This window comes from Burkholderia sp. BCC0097, assembly GCF_902832985.1.
GTDB lineage: Bacteria > Pseudomonadota > Gammaproteobacteria > Burkholderiales > Burkholderiaceae > Burkholderia > Burkholderia orbicola.
This window is the reverse complement of record NZ_CADFDM010000005.1, coordinates 311,140-330,115: the sequence shown is the minus strand read 5'-3', so window position 1 is coordinate 330,115 and position 18,976 is coordinate 311,140. Positions and strand designations below refer to the sequence as shown.

The 18,976-nt window shown below is 67.1% G+C and carries 17 protein-coding genes and 5 tRNA genes; 8 read left to right on the top strand and 14 right to left on the bottom strand.

Features of this window, described 5'->3' with window-relative positions; genetic code table 11:
* The first annotated feature begins 108 nt into the window (after positions 1 to 108).
* A complete protein-coding gene (lplT, locus tag HWX07_RS19120) occupies positions 109 to 1,416 on the top strand; it encodes a lysophospholipid transporter LplT (RefSeq protein ID WP_175877339.1) in 1,308 nt (435 codons plus the stop codon).
* A 58-nt stretch (positions 1,417 to 1,474) separates the two neighbouring features.
* Complete coding sequence (gene thiD / locus HWX07_RS19115) at positions 1,475 to 2,284, top strand: bifunctional hydroxymethylpyrimidine kinase/phosphomethylpyrimidine kinase (protein ID WP_175877338.1); 810 nt, start codon at positions 1,475 to 1,477, stop codon at positions 2,282 to 2,284.
* An 18-nt stretch (positions 2,285 to 2,302) separates the two neighbouring features.
* Here the strand turns inward: thiD and HWX07_RS19110 are convergent, their stop codons facing one another.
* The 4 genes from HWX07_RS19110 to tsaB are packed head-to-tail and all read right to left on the bottom strand — an operon-like array spanning position 2,303 to position 5,556.
* Positions 2,303 to 3,268, bottom strand: coding sequence for a DUF1853 family protein (locus HWX07_RS19110; protein WP_175877337.1), 966 nt, complete (start codon positions 3,266 to 3,268; stop codon positions 2,303 to 2,305).
* The gene (locus HWX07_RS19105) at positions 3,265 to 4,305 is read right to left on the bottom strand and encodes a uracil-DNA glycosylase (protein ID WP_175877336.1); all 1,041 of its coding nucleotides are present in this window, start codon (positions 4,303 to 4,305) and stop codon (positions 3,265 to 3,267) included. The genes HWX07_RS19110 and HWX07_RS19105 overlap by 4 nt, the downstream gene beginning before the upstream one ends.
* Positions 4,292 to 4,792 (bottom strand): ribosomal protein S18-alanine N-acetyltransferase, encoded by a 501-nt coding sequence (rimI, locus tag HWX07_RS19100; RefSeq protein ID WP_006478464.1) that lies wholly within the window; start codon positions 4,790 to 4,792, stop codon positions 4,292 to 4,294. The genes HWX07_RS19105 and rimI overlap by 14 nt, the downstream gene beginning before the upstream one ends.
* Complete coding sequence (tsaB, locus tag HWX07_RS19095) at positions 4,789 to 5,556, bottom strand: tRNA (adenosine(37)-N6)-threonylcarbamoyltransferase complex dimerization subunit type 1 TsaB (RefSeq protein ID WP_175877335.1); 768 nt, start codon at positions 5,554 to 5,556, stop codon at positions 4,789 to 4,791. The genes rimI and tsaB overlap by 4 nt, the downstream gene beginning before the upstream one ends.
* 146 nt (positions 5,557 to 5,702) lie before the next feature.
* On the opposite strand from tsaB, the gene HWX07_RS19090 reads away from it, so the two are divergent.
* The 3 genes from HWX07_RS19090 (at position 5,703) to aceA (ending at position 9,571) form a co-directional block, all read left to right on the top strand.
* Positions 5,703 to 5,972 (top strand): acyl-CoA-binding protein, encoded by a 270-nt coding sequence (locus HWX07_RS19090; RefSeq protein ID WP_006478462.1) that lies wholly within the window; start codon positions 5,703 to 5,705, stop codon positions 5,970 to 5,972.
* A gap of 356 nt (positions 5,973 to 6,328) precedes the next feature.
* Complete coding sequence (locus HWX07_RS19085) at positions 6,329 to 7,873, top strand: DEAD/DEAH box helicase (RefSeq protein WP_175877334.1); 1,545 nt, start codon at positions 6,329 to 6,331, stop codon at positions 7,871 to 7,873.
* A gap of 390 nt (positions 7,874 to 8,263) precedes the next feature.
* On the top strand, positions 8,264 to 9,571 hold the full coding sequence (aceA, locus tag HWX07_RS19080) for an isocitrate lyase (protein WP_175877333.1): 1,308 nt from the start codon (positions 8,264 to 8,266) through the stop codon (positions 9,569 to 9,571).
* Between the two features lie 211 nt (positions 9,572 to 9,782).
* Here aceA and HWX07_RS19075 read toward each other — a convergent pair whose 3' ends face one another.
* The gene (locus tag HWX07_RS19075; RefSeq protein WP_175877464.1) at positions 9,783 to 10,217 is read right to left on the bottom strand and encodes a universal stress protein; all 435 of its coding nucleotides are present in this window, start codon (positions 10,215 to 10,217) and stop codon (positions 9,783 to 9,785) included.
* A gap of 159 nt (positions 10,218 to 10,376) precedes the next feature.
* Positions 10,377 to 11,282, bottom strand: a complete 906-nt coding sequence (locus tag HWX07_RS19070) for a LysR family transcriptional regulator (protein WP_059464231.1) — start codon at positions 11,280 to 11,282, stop codon at positions 10,377 to 10,379.
* A 157-nt stretch (positions 11,283 to 11,439) separates the two neighbouring features.
* Between HWX07_RS19070 and HWX07_RS19065 the strand changes: the two genes are divergently transcribed.
* A complete protein-coding gene (locus HWX07_RS19065) occupies positions 11,440 to 12,207 on the top strand; it encodes a haloacid dehalogenase type II (protein ID WP_175877332.1) in 768 nt (255 codons plus the stop codon).
* A gap of 65 nt (positions 12,208 to 12,272) precedes the next feature.
* Positions 12,273 to 13,865 (top strand): malate synthase A, encoded by a 1,593-nt coding sequence (aceB, locus tag HWX07_RS19060; protein ID WP_175877331.1) that lies wholly within the window; start codon positions 12,273 to 12,275, stop codon positions 13,863 to 13,865.
* Between the two features lie 149 nt (positions 13,866 to 14,014).
* On the opposite strand, the gene HWX07_RS19055 is transcribed toward aceB, so the two are convergent.
* On the bottom strand, positions 14,015 to 14,428 hold the full coding sequence (locus HWX07_RS19055; protein ID WP_175877330.1) for a gamma-glutamylcyclotransferase family protein: 414 nt from the start codon (positions 14,426 to 14,428) through the stop codon (positions 14,015 to 14,017).
* Positions 14,429 to 14,694: 266 nt separating this feature from the next.
* Between HWX07_RS19055 and HWX07_RS19050 the strand changes: the two genes are divergently transcribed.
* Complete coding sequence (locus tag HWX07_RS19050; protein ID WP_175877329.1) at positions 14,695 to 15,579, top strand: helix-turn-helix transcriptional regulator; 885 nt, start codon at positions 14,695 to 14,697, stop codon at positions 15,577 to 15,579.
* A gap of 25 nt (positions 15,580 to 15,604) precedes the next feature.
* Here HWX07_RS19050 and HWX07_RS19045 read toward each other — a convergent pair whose 3' ends face one another.
* The 7 genes from HWX07_RS19045 to gltX form a co-directional block, all read right to left on the bottom strand.
* Positions 15,605 to 16,069 (bottom strand): GNAT family N-acetyltransferase, encoded by a 465-nt coding sequence (locus HWX07_RS19045; RefSeq protein WP_011549510.1) that lies wholly within the window; start codon positions 16,067 to 16,069, stop codon positions 15,605 to 15,607.
* A gap of 370 nt (positions 16,070 to 16,439) precedes the next feature.
* Positions 16,440 to 16,516 (bottom strand) — tRNA-Asp (locus HWX07_RS19040).
* A gap of 73 nt (positions 16,517 to 16,589) precedes the next feature.
* A tRNA-Glu gene (locus tag HWX07_RS19035) sits at positions 16,590 to 16,665 on the bottom strand.
* A 63-nt stretch (positions 16,666 to 16,728) separates the two neighbouring features.
* Positions 16,729 to 16,805: transfer RNA gene (locus tag HWX07_RS19030), tRNA-Asp, on the bottom strand.
* A gap of 78 nt (positions 16,806 to 16,883) precedes the next feature.
* Positions 16,884 to 16,959: transfer RNA gene (locus HWX07_RS19025), tRNA-Glu, on the bottom strand.
* A gap of 136 nt (positions 16,960 to 17,095) precedes the next feature.
* Positions 17,096 to 17,171, bottom strand: a tRNA-Ala gene (locus HWX07_RS19020).
* A gap of 129 nt (positions 17,172 to 17,300) precedes the next feature.
* Positions 17,301 to 18,710 carry a glutamate--tRNA ligase gene (gene gltX / locus HWX07_RS19015; RefSeq protein ID WP_175877328.1) on the bottom strand — a complete coding sequence of 470 codons (1,410 nt, stop codon included), beginning with the start codon at positions 18,708 to 18,710 and terminating at the stop codon, positions 17,301 to 17,303.
* Positions 18,711 to 18,976: the final 266 nt, after the last annotated feature.

The window sequence follows — 18,976 nt, the reverse complement described above, 5'->3', positions numbered from 1 at the left end:
ATTTTGATGTTATAAAGCCGTGCGCACAACCCATTTCGAACGGAATAAGCCGATCGCATACCTGGCGGCCTACGCGGCCCTGCCGCAGCGACGAAAGCATCGCATCAGATGAAAAAAGGTTTTTACACCATCATGGCCGCGCAGTTTTTCTCGTCGCTGGCCGACAATGCGCTTCTCATCGCCGCCATCGCCCTGCTGAAAGACCTCCACGCCCCCAACTGGATGACACCGCTGCTGAAGCTGTTCTTCGTGTTGTCGTATGTGGTGTTGGCGGCGTATGTCGGTGCGTTCGCGGATTCGCGCCCGAAGGGCCGCGTGATGTTCATCACCAACTCGATCAAGGTGGTCGGCTGCCTGGTCATGCTGTTCGGCGCCCACCCGCTGATCGCGTACGGGATCGTCGGCTTCGGCGCGGCGGCCTACTCGCCCGCCAAATACGGGATTCTCACCGAGCTGCTGCCGGCCGACCGGCTGGTCGCCGCGAACGGCTGGATCGAAGGCACGACCGTCAGCTCGATCATCCTCGGCACCGTGCTCGGCGGCGCGCTGATCAGCCCGCACATCGCATCGCACGTGATCGCGCACACGCCTGCCTGGATCGGCACGCCCGCCGAAGCGGCGATGGCGATCATCATGGCGATCTACGTGGTCGCCGCGCTGTTCAACTTGCGCATTCCCGACACGGGCGCCCGCTACCCGAAGCAGGAACGCGGCCCGGTCAAGCTGCTCACCGATTTCGCCGACTGCTTCATGGTGCTCTGGCGCGACAAGCTCGGCCAGATCTCGCTGGCGGTCACGACGCTGTTCTGGGGGGCGGGCGCGACGCTGCAGTTCATCGTGCTGAAGTGGGCCGAGGTGTCGCTCAACATGTCGCTGTCCGAAGGCGCGATCCTGCAGGCCGTGGTCGCGGTCGGCGTCGCGGGGGGCGCGATCGCCGCCGCCGCCCGGATTCCGCTGAAGAAGTCGCTGAGCGTGCTGCCCGTCGGCATCATCATGGGCATCGCGGTAATGCTGATGGCGTTCTACACGCGCGACCTGTTCCCGGCGCACTGGGCCGTGCACATCGGCCATCTGCGCCTGCCGTTCTACCTGATCGTCGCCTACATCTTCCTGATCGGCGTCGGCGCGCTGTCCGGCTACTTCGTCGTGCCGATGAACGCGCTGCTGCAGCATCGCGGCCACGTGCTGCTGTCGGCCGGCCATTCGATCGCGGTGCAGAACTTCAACGAAAACCTGTCGGTGCTCGTGATGCTGTGCCTGTATGCGGTGCTCGTGTGGCTCGACGTGCCGGTCGGCGTCGTGATCGTGCTGTTCGGCACGTTCGTCTGCCTGACGATGTGGCTCGTGATGCGCCGCCACCAGGCGAACCAGCGTCAGTTCGACTCGGTCGCGCTGATCGGCGAATCGCGGCACTGACGCTACACTTGCCGTTTCCGTCCGCCGTCGCCGGTTCTCACACCGGCGCGTTGCCCTCATGACGCACCCGATACCCAACCTCCTGACGATCGCCGGCTCCGATTCGGGCGGCGGCGCAGGCATCCAGGCCGACCTGAAGACGTTTTCCGCGCTCGGCGCGTATGGCGCGAGCGTGATCACCGCGCTGACCGCCCAGAACACACGCGGCGTGACGGGCGTGCATGCACCGGACGCCGCCTTCGTGACCGCGCAGCTCGACGCGGTGTTCGGCGACATCCGCATCGACGCGGTCAAGATCGGGATGCTCGCGAACGCGACGATCGTGCGGGCGGTGGCCGACGCGCTGCGCCGTTACGCGCCGCGCTTCGTCGTGCTCGACACGGTGATGATCTCGAAGAGCTCGCATGCGCTGCTCACGCCCGATGCCGTCGACGCGCTGCGCGACACGCTGCTGCCGCTCGCGACGGTCGTCACGCCGAACCTGCCCGAAGCGGCCGCGCTGCTGAACGATGCGCCCGCCACCACCGAAGACGACATGGTCCGGCAAGGCCAGGCCCTGTTGCAGACGGGCGCGCGCGCGGTCCTGATGAAAGGCGGCCACCTGCCCGACGCGTCCGCGAGCCCCGACTGGCTCGTCGAGGCAACCCGCACCGTGCGGCTCGACGGCGCACGCGTGCCGGTCAGCAACACGCACGGCACCGGCTGTACGCTGTCGTCGGCGATCGCCGCGCTGCTGCCGCAGCAGCCCGACCTCGAAAGCGCGGTACGCGAAGCCAAGACCTACCTGACCGGCGCGATCGCCGCGAGCGGCCACCTCGACGTCGGCCACGGCGTCGGCCCGGTCCATCACTTTCATCGCTGGTGGTGAGCGGCCGCTGACGCGGCGTCAGTGATCCTGCGCCGCGAACGCCTGCGCGCGCGCCGGCCAGTCGTCGGGCACGACGAAACCGCGCGCCGTCTCGCGCCACGTGCCGTCAGCCCCCTTTTCATGGATCGCGATCAGGTCGGGCGTCTGGCGTGCCGCCAGCACGGCCGGCAGCGCCGGTGCGCTCGCCAGCGGCTCGGGCTCGAAACCCGCGCCGGCGACGGCACGCCGCGGCGCCAGCCACGCCAGTCTCGGTAATACGCTCCATGCCGCGTCGTCACGCTGCGCGGCCACCCACGCCGGCCACTGCCCGTGCGTCAGCCAGAAACCGCGCGGATGATCCGGCGCGATTTCGAAGGACACCGGCGGCACCGGCGCGCCGTACGGATGGAACAGCCAGCCCTTGATGAACATCTGCGCGTCGGCCGGGGCGCCGTAGCCGAGCCGGGCAAAGCCGTCGTGTTCGCCGAGCCGCAACTGGTGGTCGAGCAGCCGGCTGCGCTTGCGGTCGAACCGGTCGACGAGATTGGGGCCGACGAAGTCGGCGAGCGATGCGCCGTCGCGGACCGGCGCGCACAGATAGCACTTCACCGCGAGTTCCCAGTGCAGGCGCCGGCCGTCCGGCGTATCGACGAGAAAATCGACTTCGCCGAGCGTGCGGCCGTTGCTGCGCAGCGGCAGATTGGCCGCGACGAGCCGCAACGATGGCCCGTGCGTCAGAAAGTACTCGAGCAGGCATTCGGCGTAGCGGCCGAGCCGGGTGGGCCGAAACCCGTCGAGCGCACGATGCAGCGGCCCGGGCTGCGCATCGAGCGCGGCGAGCCACGCTTCGACGGCCGTTTGGCCCGCCGCATCCGGCCATGGGCGCGCGAGCGGCGCGCCCGGTACCGCGGTGAGCAGGCTCGGGCTGGCGAGCAGCCAGCCCAGATCGCGCACCGCGGCGTCATGCAGCGTATCGACGAACGCGACCGCCGCGCCAGTCGTCATGGCCCGGCCGGGCCGTTCGTGTCGGCGCTTTCCGCACGCTTGAACGTGTCGCGCGCGAGGCACAGGTCGGCCCACGCCTTCGACTTGTCCTGCAGGCTGCGCAACAGGTACGCCGGGTGATAGGTGACGATCACCGGCACGCCCTCGTACGCATGGACGCGGCCGCGCAGCGACGCGATGCTCGCGTCCGTCTTCAGCAGCGTCTGCGCGGCAAAACGGCCGAGCGCGACGATCAGCTTCGGCTTCACGAGCGCGACCTGGCGCTGCAGATACGGCTCGCAGCTCGCGACCTCGTCCGGCTCCGGATTACGGTTGCCGGGCGGCCGGCACTTGATCACGTTCGCGATGTACACGTTGTCGCCGCGCTTGAGCGCGAGCGACTGCAGCATGTTGTCGAGCAGCTTGCCGGCCTGGCCGACGAACGGCTCGCCCTGCTTGTCCTCGTTCTCGCCCGGCGCTTCGCCGATCAGCATCCAGTCCGCTTCGCGATCGCCGACGCCGAACACGGTGTTGGTCCGCTTCTCGCACAGACGGCACAGCGTGCAGTCGGCCACGCGCGCGGCCAGCGCATCCCAGTCGAGCACGGCGACCGGTGTGCCCGCGGGGCGCGATTCGGCGAGCGGCACGGGCACGGATTCGCCCGGCGGCGCCGCGTCGAACCAGGCGAAATCGTCGTCTTCCGCCGGCGGCGCCTCATCCTTCGGCGGCATCGTATCGGTCGATGCGGGCGATGTGATCGATGCAGCCTGCGCGGACGGGCGATCGCCGTCGACTACACCGTGCGCCGGCGCCCGCGACTCGCGAGCCGGCAAACCATCGGCAGCGCCACGCGCGACGGCCGTCGGCCTGTCGCCCTGCGCCGGCGCATGCCCTGCACGCACCGGCCGCTCGGCCGCGACGGCGGAGCCGTCGTCGGGCGCCGCGGTTTGCGCGCCGCCAGGCGCGTCGGCTGCCGCGCCTTCATCCGCGCGCTGCCCGCGCCGCACCCAGATCTGCGCGAGGCCCAGTTCCTCGAGCGCCGCTTCACCCCACGCCATGCGCGTCCCCCTCGTCCTTGTTCAGCGTCAGACGCATCACGATCGCGTCCTCCCGGCTGCGATGCTTCGCCGGATAGTAGTTCTTGCGCCGGCCGATCGTCACGAAGCCGAAGCGCTCGTACAGATGAATCGCGCGCGGATTGGACGGCCGCACTTCGAGCAGCACGCCGTCGAGCCCCTCCGCGCGAGAAATGCGCACCGCCTCGCGCAGCAGCGCGAGGCCGGCGCCCGCATGCTGCGCGGCCGGCGCGACGCACAGGTTCAGCAGATGCATCTCGTCGACCACGGGCATCAGCACGCAATAGCCGACCAGCGACCCCGTCACGTGCCGCAGGCACACGCCCAGATAGCCGTTGCGCAACGAATCCTCGAAGTTGCCGCGGCTCCACGGGAATTCGTACGCGACGTGCTCGATCGCGACGACCTCGTCGAGGTCGGCGTCCGTCATCGGCGCCAGATAGCGGTCGCTCAGCAGGACACCCGTCATCCCTTCGCTCCGCCCGTCTGCGCGGCCCGTGCCGCGATGCGCTCGGCGGTGGTCTGCGCGACCTTGTCGCGCACGTATTCGGGCGCGGCCTGGTCGGCCGGCACCACCCGCCCGGCGCGGAACGCGCGCAGCGCGGCATGCGCGACCGCCAGCGCATGCGGCAGTGCATCGCCGTCGATCACGGCCGCCCGCGCGGCGGCCGGCAACTGCGCGCCGAACGCCGCGGCCGCATTGCCCGCAAGCGTGAACGGCGCATCGGGTACGCCGACTGCGCCCGGCGCGTCGAGCGACGCCGGATGCAGCGTGCGCCAGTCACCGGCGCCGTCGTCCCATTCGAAATCCGCCCAGTAGGCTTCGTCCATCCGCGCGTCGAGCGCGGCGAGCACGCGGGTCGTGCCGGGCGCGCGCAGCCGCGCATGCTCGGCGCACGCGAGCAGCGTGCCGATCGGCACGACCGGCAGCCCGCCCCCGAAAGCGAGGCCCTGGGTGATGCCCGTCGCGGTACGCAGACCCGTGAACGAGCCGGGGCCCGCGCCGAACGCGATCGCGTCGCAGTCGGCGAGCGTCAGCCCGGATTCGGCGAAGAGTTCCTGGATCGCCGGCAGCACGCGCGTGCTCGACACGGCGCCCGTCGGCTCGTGGCGGACCCAGGTTTGCGGGGTGGAAACGGCGTCATCGGCCGGAGCCGAGCGCAGCAGCGCGACCGAGCAGTATTCGGTCGACGTATCGATGGCGAGGAGCACTGTTTGCGTCATGGCCGACATTGTAATGCGCCGCCCCGCTCCCACGGGCGATCGGGCCCGATCTATGCGCGCGTGCGGCGCGGGCGCCGGTTTGGAAGGATCGCTCGACCCCGCGCCACGGCCCGCTTGATAAGATCGGCCGATCTGAAACCCTACGGAGACACACGATGAGCGAACTCACCGCCCAATTTGACCAGGCCCAGATCGACGTCAAGCAACTGACGGAACGGCCGGGCAACCTGACCCTGCTGCGCCTGTACGCGCTCTTCAAGCAGGCGACCGACGGCGATGCGCACGGCGACAAGCCGGGCTTCACCGACATCGTCGGCAAATACAAGTACGACGCATGGGAAGCCCTGAAGGGCACGTCGCAGGATGCGGCGAAGCAGCAGTACATCGAACTCGTCGAATCGCTTAAAAACGGCACGGCGTCCTGACCGAACCGTCCCCGCCGCAATAGGCAATCAAATCAGTGGCGCAGCGCAGCAAATATCTTTATAATGCAGCCTGCGTCACCTCCCGCGCTCGGCTCGAAGCCGTTCCGGCCCGACGCCTCGTAGCGTTAAGCTCCAATCCGGTTTAGAACCTGTCCCCTCCTGCTTCGACCCTTGCGGTCGTCAACTAGGCTGGCGGCCCCGCTCCTGAAGCGCGCCGCACCCAAAACAGCTTCTAATGCCTCATCCGCCGAAGGTTCGGCGGATTGCACCCGTTTCCCGATTTGCTCGCTGAATCCGACGACTTGGGTATGCGCGATTGGCGCCGACGTTTCACCCACTGTGTTTCAAGGATTGTTATGACTTCGAGCATCAACTCCAGCCCGCTCAACGCGATCGCCGACCAGGCGCTCGGTCTCGACGACGCCGCCGCACCGGCCGCGGTCGAACCGGCGTCGGACGAGCCGAGCTTCGCGTCGCTCGGGTTGTCGCCGGAGATCGTCTCCGCGCTGCAGGCCGCCGGCTACGTGAAGCCGACGCCGGTCCAGCAGCGCGCGATTCCGGCCGGCATCGCCGGCCGCGACCTGCTGGTGTCGAGCCCGACCGGTTCGGGCAAGACGGCCGCATTCATGCTGCCCGCGATCGAACGTTTCGCGCAGCTCCAGAAGACGCAGGCGCAGCAACCGCGCGCGCCGCGTGAACCGAACCAGGGCGACCGCCGCGTGCGCCGCCCGCAACCCGTCGCGCGCCCGGGCCTGCTCGTGCTGACCCCGACCCGTGAGCTCGCGATGCAGGTCACGACGGCCGCATCGACGTACGGCAAGCACTTGAAGCGCCTGCGCACGGTCAGCATCCTGGGTGGCGTCGCCTACGGCCAGCAGCTGATGCTGCTCGCGAAGAACCCGGAAATCCTGGTTGCCACGCCGGGCCGCCTGCTCGATCACCTCGAACGCGGCCGTATCGACCTGTCCGAACTGAAGATGCTCGTGCTCGACGAAGCCGACCGCATGCTCGACATGGGCTTCATCGAAGACATCGAAACGATCGTCGCCGCCACGCCGGAATCGCGCCAGACGATGCTGTTCTCGGCCACGCTCGACGGCAAGATCGGTTCGCTGACGGGCCGCCTGCTGAAGGATCCGGAACGCATCGAGATCCAGCAGCGCCTCGAGTCGCGCGCGAACATCGCGCAGACCGTCCATTACGTCGACGACCGCGATCACAAGGATCGCCTGCTCGATCACCTGCTGCGCGACGATGCGCTCGACCAGGCGATCATCTTCACGGCGACCAAGATCGACGCCGACCAGCTCGCCGGCCGTCTCGCCGACGCAGGCTTCGAATCGGCCGCGCTGCACGGCGACCTGCCGCAGGGCGCGCGCAACCGCACGATCCGTGCGCTGCGCGAGCGCCGCGTGCGCGTGCTGGTTGCGACCGACGTCGCGGCACGCGGCATCGACATCCCGGGCATCACGCACGTGTTCAACTACGACCTGCCGAAGTTCGCGGAAGATTACGTGCACCGTATCGGCCGTACCGGCCGCGCGGGCCGTTCGGGCACCGCGGTGAGCCTCGTGCACCACGCCGAGCAAGGCGCGCTCAAGCGCATCGAACGCTTCGTGCGCTCGCCGCTGCCGGTCAACGTGGTCGAAGGTTTCGAGCCGCGCAAGTCGCCCCCGCGTAACGGCGGCACCGGCGGCCGCGGCCGTCCGGGCGGCGGTAACGGCGGTCGTCGTTTCGGCGGCAAGCCGGGCGGCGGTTATGCCGGCAACGGTAACGGCAATGGCAATGGCGGCGGCAACGGCGGCGGCTGGAGCGGCAAGCCGGGCGGCAGCCGTGACGGCGGCCCGCGTCGCGACGGCCAACGCAGCGGCGGTCCGCGCCGAAGCAATTCGGCATCGTAAACACACACGGGCGGCCTTGGCCGCCCTGCGGATCGGCTACACGCCCATCCCAGCCAACCGGCGCATCCGCGCCGGTTTTTTTTCGCCTCACCGCCAATTTCACGATGCGGAAAATTTTTTTGCGTCGTAAAAAATCATGCTGCACGGCACAACCTACACGATTGCGGGATAGGAAAATGCGTTTCTTATCCCGAAATTAAACGACCAAGCTATTGATTCAAAACAACTAAAAAATTCCAAACTTCCAGATCCAGCCCCTGTTTCGCTCCCGCCGATTTGCCTAGACTCTTATACAAGACTTCGCGAAACGGGACGTACCGCTTCCCCGCCTCGCGAACAGCATCATCCCCGTCAGATTCGGCAGGCATACATCGCATCAAGGAGCTCATCATGTCGCGTCAGCAACAGGCACAGGAACTGCAGCAGCAATGGGAAACCGATCCGCGCTGGAAGGGTATCAAGCGCAGCTACTTGGCTGAGGACGTGGTCCGTCTGCGCGGATCGATCCCGATCGAGCACACGCTGGCCAAGCGCGGCGCGGAAAAACTGTGGAGCCTCATCAACAACGAGCCGTTCGTCAACGCACTCGGCGCGCTGACCGGCAACCAGGCGATGCAGCAGGTGAAGGCCGGCCTGAAGGCCATCTACCTGTCCGGCTGGCAAGTCGCCGGCGACGCGAACGTCGCGGGCGAAATGTACCCGGACCAGTCGCTGTATCCGGCCAACTCGGTGCCGCTCGTCGTGAAGCGCATCAACAACACGCTGACGCGCGCCGACCAGATCCAGTGGTCGGAAGGCAAGAACCCGGGCGACGAAGGCTACGTCGACTTCTTCGCGCCGATCGTCGCCGATGCGGAAGCCGGTTTCGGCGGCGTGCTCAACGCGTTCGAGCTGATGAAGGCAATGATCGAGGCCGGCGCATCAGGCGTTCACTTCGAGGACCAGCTCGCATCGGTGAAGAAGTGCGGCCACATGGGCGGCAAGGTGCTCGTGCCGACGCGCGAAGCCGTCGCGAAACTGTCGGCCGCGCGGCTCGCGGCCGACGTGATGGGCACGCCGACCGTGCTGGTGGCCCGCACCGACGCGGAAGCGGCCGACCTGATCACGTCCGACGTCGACGACAACGACAAGCGGTTCCTGACCGGCGAGCGCACGGTGGAAGGCTTCTTCCGCACGAAGCCGGGCCTCGAACAGGCGGTTTCGCGCGGCCTCGCGTACGCACCGTACGCCGACCTGATCTGGTGCGAAACCGGCAAGCCCGATCTCGAGTACGCGAAGAAGTTCGCGGAAGCGATCCACAAGCAGTTCCCGGGCAAGCTGCTGTCGTACAACTGCTCGCCGTCGTTCAACTGGAAGAAGAACCTTGACGACGCGACGATCGCGAAGTTCCAGAAGGAACTCGGCGCGATGGGCTACAAGTTCCAGTTCATCACGCTGGCCGGCTTCCATGCGCTGAACTACTCGATGTTCAACCTCGCGCACGGCTATGCCCGCACGCAGATGAGCGCGTTCGTCGAACTGCAGCAGGCCGAGTTCGCGGCGGCCGACAAGGGCTTCACGGCAGTCAAGCACCAGCGTGAGGTCGGCACCGGCTACTTCGACGCGGTGACGCAGACGGTCGAGCGCGAAGCATCGACGACCGCGCTGCACGGCTCGACCGAGGACGAACAGTTCTTCGACGGCAAGAAGGTCGCGTAACAGGCGCAGGCGTGATGCCGATGGCCGCCGCGTCTCGCGACGCCGCGGCATCGGCCACCGGAATAACAATCAGGGAGGAGACGGCAGGCGCGCGAGTCCCATCGCGCGACCGGCCAAGCGGCCTGCGGGCCGCCAGCAACGATGCGCGCCGGCTTCGTCCGGCGCGCCCTTTTCCTGCGGTGCAGCCCGCCCGGCCACGGCCGGCGCTGCCCTACCGATAGACGATCACCGGAATTTTCGTATGGGTCAGCACGCGCTGCGTCTCGCTGCCGATCAGCAGGCTGCCGAGCCCGCGGCGTCCGTGGGACGCCATGAAGATCACGTCGCACCCGCCGCGTTCGGCCGCCTCGATGATGCCGAGATACGGCGACGGATGCACGCTCGTCCACGTATCGCACGCGACCCCGACCGCCTTCGCGGCCGCCTCCACTTCGTCGAGATGCGCCCGCGCCTCGCGCTCGCTGCGCGCACGGAAATCGGCCGGCGGCTCGATGATCACTTCGGAAAACGGCGAGTACGGATATTGCGGCAGACACGCGTAGGCCGTGACCTGCGCGCCGACTGCACGAGCCAGGTCGATCGCACCGTCGATCGCCTTTTGCGACAGTTCGGAACCGTCGGTTGGAACGAGGATGTGCCGGAACATCGCGCCCTCCTTCGTCAGTCGCACGCCGCGCGCTCCGGCTCCGGCCGAGCCGGCCGCGACACGGCGTGCATGCATCTTCCGATTGTAGTGTGCGAAACCGAGCAAGCCGCCCCGCCAGCGGGTTCGCCCTCATATCGGAAACACGCGGGCGCGCGTCGCCTACTCGCCCCAATAGCCGGGCCGCTCGTACGTGTGCTTCAGGTAATCGAGAAACAGGCGCACGCGCAGCGGCAGATGCCGGCGCTGCGGAAACACCGCGTGAATGCCGATCGGCGGCGCGGCGAACGCGTCGAGCACGCTGACGAGCCGCCCGGCCGCGATGTCGTCGCCCACTTCCCACCACGAGCGCCACGCAAGGCCATGGCCTGCGAGGCACCACTCGTGCAGCACCGCGCCGTCCGAGCATTCCATCGTGCCGTTCACGCGAATCGACACGACCTTGTCGTCCTCCTGGAACGCCCAGCCGCGCTGCTGGTTCGCGTTCGCCGCGAGCGCGAGGCAGTTGTGCCGCGCCAGTTCCGCGAGCGTGGCCGGCGTGCCGCGCCGCGCGAGATACGCGGGCGACGCGACGCACACGCGGCGGTTCTCGCCGAGCTTCAGCGACACCAGCGACGAGTCGGGCAGCTCGCCGAGCCGCACCGCGCAATCGAACCCCTCGTTGACGAGGTCGACCATCCGGTCGGACAGGTCGAGCGTGACCGACACGTCCGGATGCGCGCCGCTGAATTCGGGCACGAGCGGCGCGACGTGGCGTCGGCCGAAGCCGGCCGGCGCGGAAATCCGCAGGTGCCCGCTCGCCTTGACGCCGCCGGCGGACACGCTCGCTTCCGCGTTCTGCATGTCGTTGATGATGCGCTGGCAATCCTCGAGGAACGCCGACCCCTCGAACGTCAGCGTGAGCTTGCGCGTCGTGCGCACCAACAGCTTCACGCCGAGCCGCTCCTCGAGCGCGTCGAGGCGGCGGCCGATGATCGCCGGCGCGACGCCTTCCGCATGCGCAGCCGCCGACAGGCTGCCTTTCGCCGCGACCGCGGCGAACGTTTCGATCTGCTTGAAGCGGTCCATGACTCTCTCGAAAGGACGGCATCGCCGCCTTTCAAATAACTTGAGTCGCTCAGATTAGGCATATGAAAGTAAAAGATCAAGTGATGTTTAGCGTCTTTTTTAGCACCTTAGATCACGAATAGAATCGACCCGACCTCTGAAACTGGAGCGCAAGGCTATGTCGGCCACAACGACACTCTCCTCTCCCGACGCCATCCTCTTCGACGCATTCGGCACGTTGTTCGACGTGCGTGCCGTGCTGGCCGCGGCTGAGCAGATGTTTCCCGGACACGGGGAACGGTTGTCGCAGCTGTGGCGACGCAAGCAGATCGAATACTCGCAGCTGCGCACGCTCGCCGATCCGGCCGGCGCGCACTATCGCCCGTTCCGGGACATCACGCTGGATGCGTTGCGGTTCGCCGCGCGCCGGCTCGGGCTCGCGCTGAACGGCGCGGCCGAGAAACGCTTGATGGACGAATACGCGTGCCTGTCGACCTATCCCGATACGGTGCCCGCGTTGCGCCAGCTGCGTGCGCTGAACCCGCGCCCGCCGCTCGCGATCCTGTCGAACGGCACCCCGCAGATGCTCGACATCGCGATCAAGAGCGCCGGCATGTCCGGCCTGTTCGATCGCGTGCTGTCGGCCGACACCGTGCGCGCGTACAAACCGAGCCCGGCCGCCTATGCGCTCGGCACCGCCGCGTTCGGGGCGAACCCGCGCGACATCGTGTTCGTGTCGTCGAACGCGTGGGACGTCGCCGGCGCCACCTGGTTCGGCTACACGACGTTCTGGCTCAATCGCACGGGCGCGCCCGCCGAGGAGCTCGGCGCACCACCCGACGGCACGGGCACCGGCATGGCCGACCTGCTCGCCTTCCTCGCCACACCCACCCCGGCTCCGTCCGGCAGACCCGCGAACCGCACGCGCCCCGGCCCGGGTGCATGACGCTCGCAGCTGCCGCCTTCCCCCTTCACCGAAACCGCAACTGACCGACCAAGGAGATGAGACTCATGAGCACCCCGATCACGCTGCCGCAAGGCATGACGATCACCGGCGAAATCAAGCCGGGTTACGAAGCGATCCTGACGCCCGACGCGCTGGAACTCGTCGCGGCGCTGCACCGCACGTTCGAATCGCGCCGCCAGGCGCTGCTGCAGGCGCGCGTCGAGCGCACGAAACGCCTCGACGCGGGCGAGCGCCCCGATTTCCTCGCCGAGACGAAGGCGATCCGCGAAGGCGACTGGAAGGTCGCGCCGCTGCCGGCCGACCTGCAATGCCGCCGCGTCGAGATCACGGGCCCCGTCGAGCGCAAGATGATCATCAACGCGCTGAACTCGGGCGCCGATTCGTACATGACGGACTTCGAGGATTCGAACGCGCCGAGCTGGACGAACCAGATCGACGGCCAGATCAATCTGAAGGACGCGGTGCGCCGCACGATCTCGCTCGAGCAGAACGGCAAGTCGTACCGGCTGAACGACAAGGTCGCGACGCTGATCGTGCGTCCGCGCGGCTGGCACCTCGACGAGAAGCACGTGACGGTCGACGGCCAGCGCGTGTCCGGCGGCATCTTCGATTTCGCGCTGTTCCTGTTCCACAACGCCAAGGAACTGATCGCGCGCGGCTCGGGCCCGTACTTCTACCTGCCGAAGATGGAAAGCCATCTCGAGGCGCGCCTGTGGAACGACATCTTCGTCGCCGCGCAGGAAGCGGTCGGCGTGCCGCGCGGCACGATCCGCGCGACGGTGCTGATCGAGACGATCCTCGCCGCGTTCGAGATGGACGAGATCCTGTACGAACTGCGCGAACACAGCTCGGGCCTGAACGCCGGCCGCTGGGACTACATCTTCTCGGCGATCAAGAAGTTCAAGAACGACCGCGACTTCTGCCTGGCCGACCGTTCGAAGATCACGATGACGGTGCCGTTCATGCGGGCGTACGCGCTGCTGCTGCTGAAGACCTGCCACAAGCGCAACGCGCCGGCGATCGGCGGGATGAGCGCGCTGATCCCGATCAAGAATGATCCTGAAGCAAACGACAAGGCGATGGGCGGCGTGCGCTCGGACAAGCAGCGCGACGCGACCGATGGCTACGACGGCGGCTGGGTCGCGCACCCGGGCCTCGTGCCGATCGCGATGGAAGAGTTCGTCAAGGTGCTCGGCGACAAGCCGAACCAGATCGCGAAGCAGCGCGACGACGTGCAGGTCGAAGGCAGGAACCTGCTCGACTTCCAGCCGGAGGCGCCGATCACCGAGGCTGGCCTGCGCAACAACATCAACGTCGGGATCCACTATCTCGGCGCGTGGCTCGACGGCAACGGCTGCGTGCCGATCCACAACCTGATGGAAGATGCGGCGACGGCCGAGATTTCCCGCTCGCAGGTGTGGCAATGGATCCGCTCGCCGAAGGGCGTGCTCGACGACGGCCGCAAGGTCACGGCCGAACTCGTGCGCGAATTCGCGAAGATCGAGCTCGACAACGTGAAGCGCGCGGTCGGCGGCAACACGCAACCGTACGAGCGCGCCGCTGCGATCTTCGAGCAGATGTCGACGTCGGAAGGCTTCACCGAATTCCTGACGCTGCCGCTGTACGAGGAAATCTGACGACCTGTCCGCTGCGATCGTCGGCCGGCTCCACGTCGTGCCGCCGGTCGCGTGCGACGACGGATCAACGGCATGAAAAAGCGCCCCGCGGGGCGCTTTTTCCTTTTGGATTCGACAGCGGCAGATCCAGCCGCCGCCAGTGGGCACGCTCAGGCGGCTTCCTGCTCGCGCCGGTGCTGGACCCAGTCGCCCGATGCGATGCGCGGACGCCCGGCTGCCGCGTGCGCGGCGACCGGATAATACAGGCAGGCGTATTGCCGGCCGCCGAGTTCGACCGTCGCCTCTTCCGGCTTGAACAGCGAGTCGACGCCCGGATAGACGCGCTCGATCTCGTCGAGCACCGGCACGAGTTGCTCGTCGACCTCGTAGACGTCGCCCCAGACGAGCGACTTGCCGGCCGGCCCGGGAATCATGCCCGGATACGTGCCGAAATCGACCAGTTCGCCCGGCAGCGCGGCCGCGCCGAGCAGCGTCGGCGCGGCGATGCCGTGGCGGGCGGCCGCATGGCCGATATCGTTGGCCTGTCCGGCTCTCAAGGTGCCATAGACGAATACGTGGCGCATCGTGGTTCTCCTCTTCGATTCGTGTGTTGCCGTGTTTGCATGCGCTCGGCGCGCGATGGGCGCGACATGGCGCACGCATCGATAGACCCCGATACCGGCCCGATGGTTCGAACTGTCGACGCGCGGCAGCGGGCAGCCGCCCCGGATTCGCCGGCGCCCACACAAAGTTCATTTGAACCCGGCATGATGGCCGGAAAAACCGCCGCATGCGCAAGCGCTGCGCCTTCTAAAATAACGGCATCGCCGCCGCGCTGCCCGAACCGTTCATGAATCCGCCCGCTCCCGCCGACGTATCGACACCGTACGACGTCATCGACATCCCGCCGGAATTCGCGCCGACCGCCGTCCATCCGATGCGCGTGCGCGCGCGGCAGGTCGATGCCGGCCGCCGCATTCCGCTGCACACGCATGCCTGGGCTCAGCTCGCGTACGCGTCGCGCGGCGTGCTGCGCGTCGCGACGACCGGCACGACCTGGATGGTGCCGCCGTCCCGCGCGATCTGGGTGCCGCCGCACGTGACGCACGAGGTCACGATCGTCGAAGAGGCCTATTTGCGCACGCTGTATATCGACGAGTCGATCGTGCCGGGCGGGCTCGATGCATGCCGCGTCGTCGAGGTGACGGGGCTGCTGCGCGAGCTGATCGTCGCACTCGACGCGCGCGATCTGAGCTCCGCGCGGGAACGCCTGCTGTGCGGGCTCGTGCTCGACGAACTGAGTCAGGCCGAGCCGCTACCGCTCGCGGTGCCGATGCCCGACGAGAAACGGCTGCGCCTGCTGTGCGAATCGGTACTCGCGCACCCCGCGCATGCGGAGTCGCTCGAACACTGGGCGAGCGAGGTCGGCGCGAGCACGCGCACGATATCGCGGCTCTTCAAGCAGGAGCTGGGGGTGAGCTTTTCGCAGTGGCGCCAGCAGGCGCTGCTCGCCCGGGCGATCCCGCTGCTGAACCAGGGGCGCCCGCTGTCGCATATCGCGCGCGAACTCGGCTACCAGAGCCAGAGCGCGTTCTCGGCCATGTTCCGCCGCGCATTCGGCGAAAGCCCTCGCGCGTTCATGCTCCGTGGCTACGAACATCGCGGCCCGGAAGGCGGCGTCGCAGACAGCGAAACGCCGGACGACGACGACGGCTTGATCGACGCGGTGCGCTGATGCGCGCTCCGGCGCGCCGGCCCCCTCAGACCGGCCGCACCATGTGGCGAATCGAGCCGAGTTGCGCGAGCCGCGGGCCGGTGACGTGGTAGCCCATGCGCAGGTACAAGCGCGCGGCAGGATTGTCGACGAACACGCGCAACTGCAGTTCGTGCAGCCCGCGCGCACGTGCCCAGCGATGCGACATCTCGAGCATATAAGTGCCGGCGCCCTGCCCGCGATGGCCGGCCGCGATCTGCACGTCGCGGATATGCAGCGAATCGCCCTCCTCGGTCACGCGCAGCACGCCGATGCGCTCGCCGTCGGCCTCGAGGATGAAGTTCTCGGATTCGCGCCAGCTCGCATAGAACAGGTCGCTGCGCCACACGAGCCCATGGCGTTTGTAGTAGCCGCCCATGTTGCCGTGCGTCAGCGCTTCGGCATACGGAAAATCGCCGGGCTCCGCAGGCCGGAGCTGATACAGGAGTCGCAGGTCGGTCGGATCGAGCATCGCGCAGGAGTCGGAAACGCATCCCGTCACGATAGCGCAGTCGCGCGCGGATGCAATCGCGAATTTCTCGTAGGAGCGCGGCGCTCGATGCGGCACGCGGGGTGAGAGGTGAGCGAAAGGCGGGACGAGCGATACCAACGACACAAATGAACAAACCCGCACGAGGCGGGCTTCTTCATTTTCTGGCGGAGCGGACGAGACTCGCCTACCTCCCGCAGGCCGCGGCTGCGCTTGCAAGCGCAGCCCTTCGAGCCCCGCCGAAAGCCGCGCAGGCCACTTCCTCCGCTCCGCAGCCACGTGTCCGCAAGCGGGCACGACGACCGAACGCACAAACAACAATGCCCGCACAAGGCGGGCATTGTTGTTTGTTTGGCGGAGCGGACGGGACTCGAACCCGCGACCCCCGGCGTGACAGGCCGGTATTCTAACCGACTGAACTACCGCTCCAGTCTTGCTGCTTGCCTGGCAGGCGTCGGTTACTTCCTGCCGGCGCGTCGTTTGTTCGAACGACGCCGAAATCTGGCGTCCCCTAGGGGATTCGAACCCCTGTACTCACCGTGAAAGGGTGATGTCCTAGGCCTCTAGACGAAGGGGACAACGTACTGCTTACATCTTTAATACAAAAGCCCGCTCAAAGACGTCTTGAACGGGCTTCGTTCTGGCGGAGCGGACGGGACTCGAACCCGCGACCCCCGGCGTGACAGGCCGGTATTCTAACCGACTGAACTACCGCTCCAGCTTTCTTACCCAACCTGCAAGACGTCGGTTACGTTCCTGCAAGCCTTGCGACACTTCCACGAAACGCCGCTGAATCTGGCGTCCCCTAGGGGATTCGAACCCCTGTACTCACCGTGAAAGGGTGATGTCCTAGGCCTCTAGACGAAGGGGACATAATCTTTTCAGATTTGTCTGACTTTCGCTATTTACTTCCGTCAACAGCGAAGGCCGAAATTCTAACTGCTTTGAATCATTTTGTGAAGCATTTATTACTACCGCTGCTTCGCAAATCAATTCATCTTGTTCTGTTGGTGGAGGTAAGCGGGATCGAACCGCTGACCTCTTGCATGCCATGCAAGCGCTCTCCCAGCTGAGCTATACCCCCTTGCAGAACAGAAATGAGATTATATGGACCGATTCCGAACTTGTAAATACCCTTTTTACGATTCGCACGAATTTTTTTGCGAAGCCGCCGCGTACCTCATGCACGGACAGCTTCGCGCGCGCTCGAACGTCAAGCCAGCGCGGCCTCGATGCGCGACACCACGACGTCGCGACCGAACAGCACGAGCACCGCGTCGATCGACGGCGTATGCGTCGTGCCCGCCACCAGCAGACGCACCGGCATCGCGAGCTGCGGCATCTTGAGCTTGTGCGTGGCGAGCGTCGCCTTCAGCGCCGCGGACACCGCTTCCTTCGTCCAGTCGGCCGCCTTCAGCGCGGCAGCGAGATCGGCCAGCGCCGGGCGCACCGCATCGGTCACGTGCTGCCCGAGCGCGTCGGCGTCGGGCGCCGGCACGCGATAGAACATCGCCGCGCCTTCCGCGATTTCCTTGACCGTCGTCGCACGATCCTTCATCAGGCCGACCACCGCGTCGAGCGCCGGGCCCGTCGCGATCGCCGCGTCGTCGATGCCGAGTGCGTCGAGGAACGGCTTCGCGAGTTCGGCAAGGCGCGCGTTGTCGGCTTCCTTGATGTAATGCGCGTTCAGCCAGCTCAGCTTGCTGTGGTCGTACTGCGCGGGCGACTTGCCGAGATGCTCGAGATCGAACCATTCGACGAACTGCTCGCGCGAGAAGATCTCGGCGTCGCCGTGCGACCAGCCGAGACGCGCCAGATAGTTGACGACGGCTTCCGGCAGGAAGCCCGCGTCGCGGTACGCCATCACGCTCATCGCGCCATGGCGCTTGCTCATCTTCTCGCCCTGCTCGTTCAGCACGGTCGGCAAGTGCGCATAGACGGGCGGCTCGCCGCCGAGTGCGTTCAGGATGTTGATCTGGCGCGGCGTGTTGTTCACGTGGTCGTCGCCGCGGATCACGTGCGTGATGCCCATGTCCATGTCGTCCACCACCACGCAGAAGTTGTAGATCGGCGTGCCGTCCGGGCGCGCGATCACGAGGTCGTCGAGCTCCTCGTTCGAGATCTCGACACGCCCCTTCACCGCGTCGTCCCACACGACCGTGCCCGTCAGCGGATTGCGAAAGCGCAGCACCGGCTTCACGCCCGCAGGCGGCTCCGGCAGCACCTTGCCGGGCTCCGGACGCCACGTGCCGTCGTAGCGCGGCTTCAGGCCGGCTTCGCGCTGGCGTTCGCGCAACGCGTCGAGCTCTTCGGCCGACATGTAGCACGGGTATGCGAGGCCCTTATCGAGCATCTGCGCAAGCACCTCGCGATAGCGGTCCATCCGCTGCATCTGGTAGATCGGGCCTTCGTCGAAATCCAGCCCGAGCCACTGCATCCCCTCGAGGATCGCATCGACCGCTTCCTGCGACGAGCGCTCGACGTCGGTGTCCTCGATGCGCAGCACGAACGTGCCCTTCATCTTGCGGGCGAACGCCCACGGATAAAGCGCGGAGCGAATGTTGCCGAGGTGGATGAAGCCGGTGGGACTCGGCGCGAAGCGGGTACGGACAGGACGGGTCATAAACGGTAACTCGAACGCCTGGGGCGCATGAATGATTCGACGCGGGACGACGACGGCAGCCCGGACAGCAACGGAGCCGGCAACGCCCGGAACGGGAAAGAAGCCGGAATTATACTCGCGCCGGACATCGCGCCAAGCGCACCGCTTGCTTTATGATGTGCGCGCCGCGGCCGCCAGCCGGCGCGGCGCCGGCCGCGCGCAACCCGCTGCGCGGCCGCTCGGAACCTATCGCCGCCGCGGGCCGTGCAGCCCGCCGCCAAGCCGCC

Excerpts from the sequence above, each read along its gene's own strand:
- lplT (WP_175877339.1), top strand. The coding sequence starts at position 109 with ATGAAAAAAGGTTTTTACACCATCATGGCCGCGCAGTTTTTCTCGTCG.
- thiD (WP_175877338.1), top strand. The coding sequence starts at position 1,475 with ATGACGCACCCGATACCCAACCTCCTGACGATCGCCGGCTCCGATTCG.
- HWX07_RS19110 (WP_175877337.1), bottom strand. The coding sequence starts at position 3,268 with ATGACGACTGGCGCGGCGGTCGCGTTCGTCGATACGCTGCATGACGCC.
- HWX07_RS19105 (WP_175877336.1), bottom strand. The coding sequence starts at position 4,305 with ATGGCGTGGGGTGAAGCGGCGCTCGAGGAACTGGGCCTCGCGCAGATC.
- rimI (WP_006478464.1), bottom strand. The coding sequence starts at position 4,792 with ATGACGGGTGTCCTGCTGAGCGACCGCTATCTGGCGCCGATGACGGAC.
- tsaB (WP_175877335.1), bottom strand. The coding sequence starts at position 5,556 with ATGTCGGCCATGACGCAAACAGTGCTCCTCGCCATCGATACGTCGACC.
- HWX07_RS19090 (WP_006478462.1), top strand. The coding sequence starts at position 5,703 with ATGAGCGAACTCACCGCCCAATTTGACCAGGCCCAGATCGACGTCAAG.
- HWX07_RS19085 (WP_175877334.1), top strand. The coding sequence starts at position 6,329 with ATGACTTCGAGCATCAACTCCAGCCCGCTCAACGCGATCGCCGACCAG.
- aceA (WP_175877333.1), top strand. The coding sequence starts at position 8,264 with ATGTCGCGTCAGCAACAGGCACAGGAACTGCAGCAGCAATGGGAAACC.
- HWX07_RS19075 (WP_175877464.1), bottom strand. The coding sequence starts at position 10,217 with ATGTTCCGGCACATCCTCGTTCCAACCGACGGTTCCGAACTGTCGCAA.
- HWX07_RS19070 (WP_059464231.1), bottom strand. The coding sequence starts at position 11,282 with ATGGACCGCTTCAAGCAGATCGAAACGTTCGCCGCGGTCGCGGCGAAA.
- HWX07_RS19065 (WP_175877332.1), top strand. The coding sequence starts at position 11,440 with ATGTCGGCCACAACGACACTCTCCTCTCCCGACGCCATCCTCTTCGAC.
- aceB (WP_175877331.1), top strand. The coding sequence starts at position 12,273 with ATGAGCACCCCGATCACGCTGCCGCAAGGCATGACGATCACCGGCGAA.
- HWX07_RS19055 (WP_175877330.1), bottom strand. The coding sequence starts at position 14,428 with ATGCGCCACGTATTCGTCTATGGCACCTTGAGAGCCGGACAGGCCAAC.
- HWX07_RS19050 (WP_175877329.1), top strand. The coding sequence starts at position 14,695 with ATGAATCCGCCCGCTCCCGCCGACGTATCGACACCGTACGACGTCATC.
- HWX07_RS19045 (WP_011549510.1), bottom strand. The coding sequence starts at position 16,069 with ATGCTCGATCCGACCGACCTGCGACTCCTGTATCAGCTCCGGCCTGCG.
- gltX (WP_175877328.1), bottom strand. The coding sequence starts at position 18,710 with ATGACCCGTCCTGTCCGTACCCGCTTCGCGCCGAGTCCCACCGGCTTC.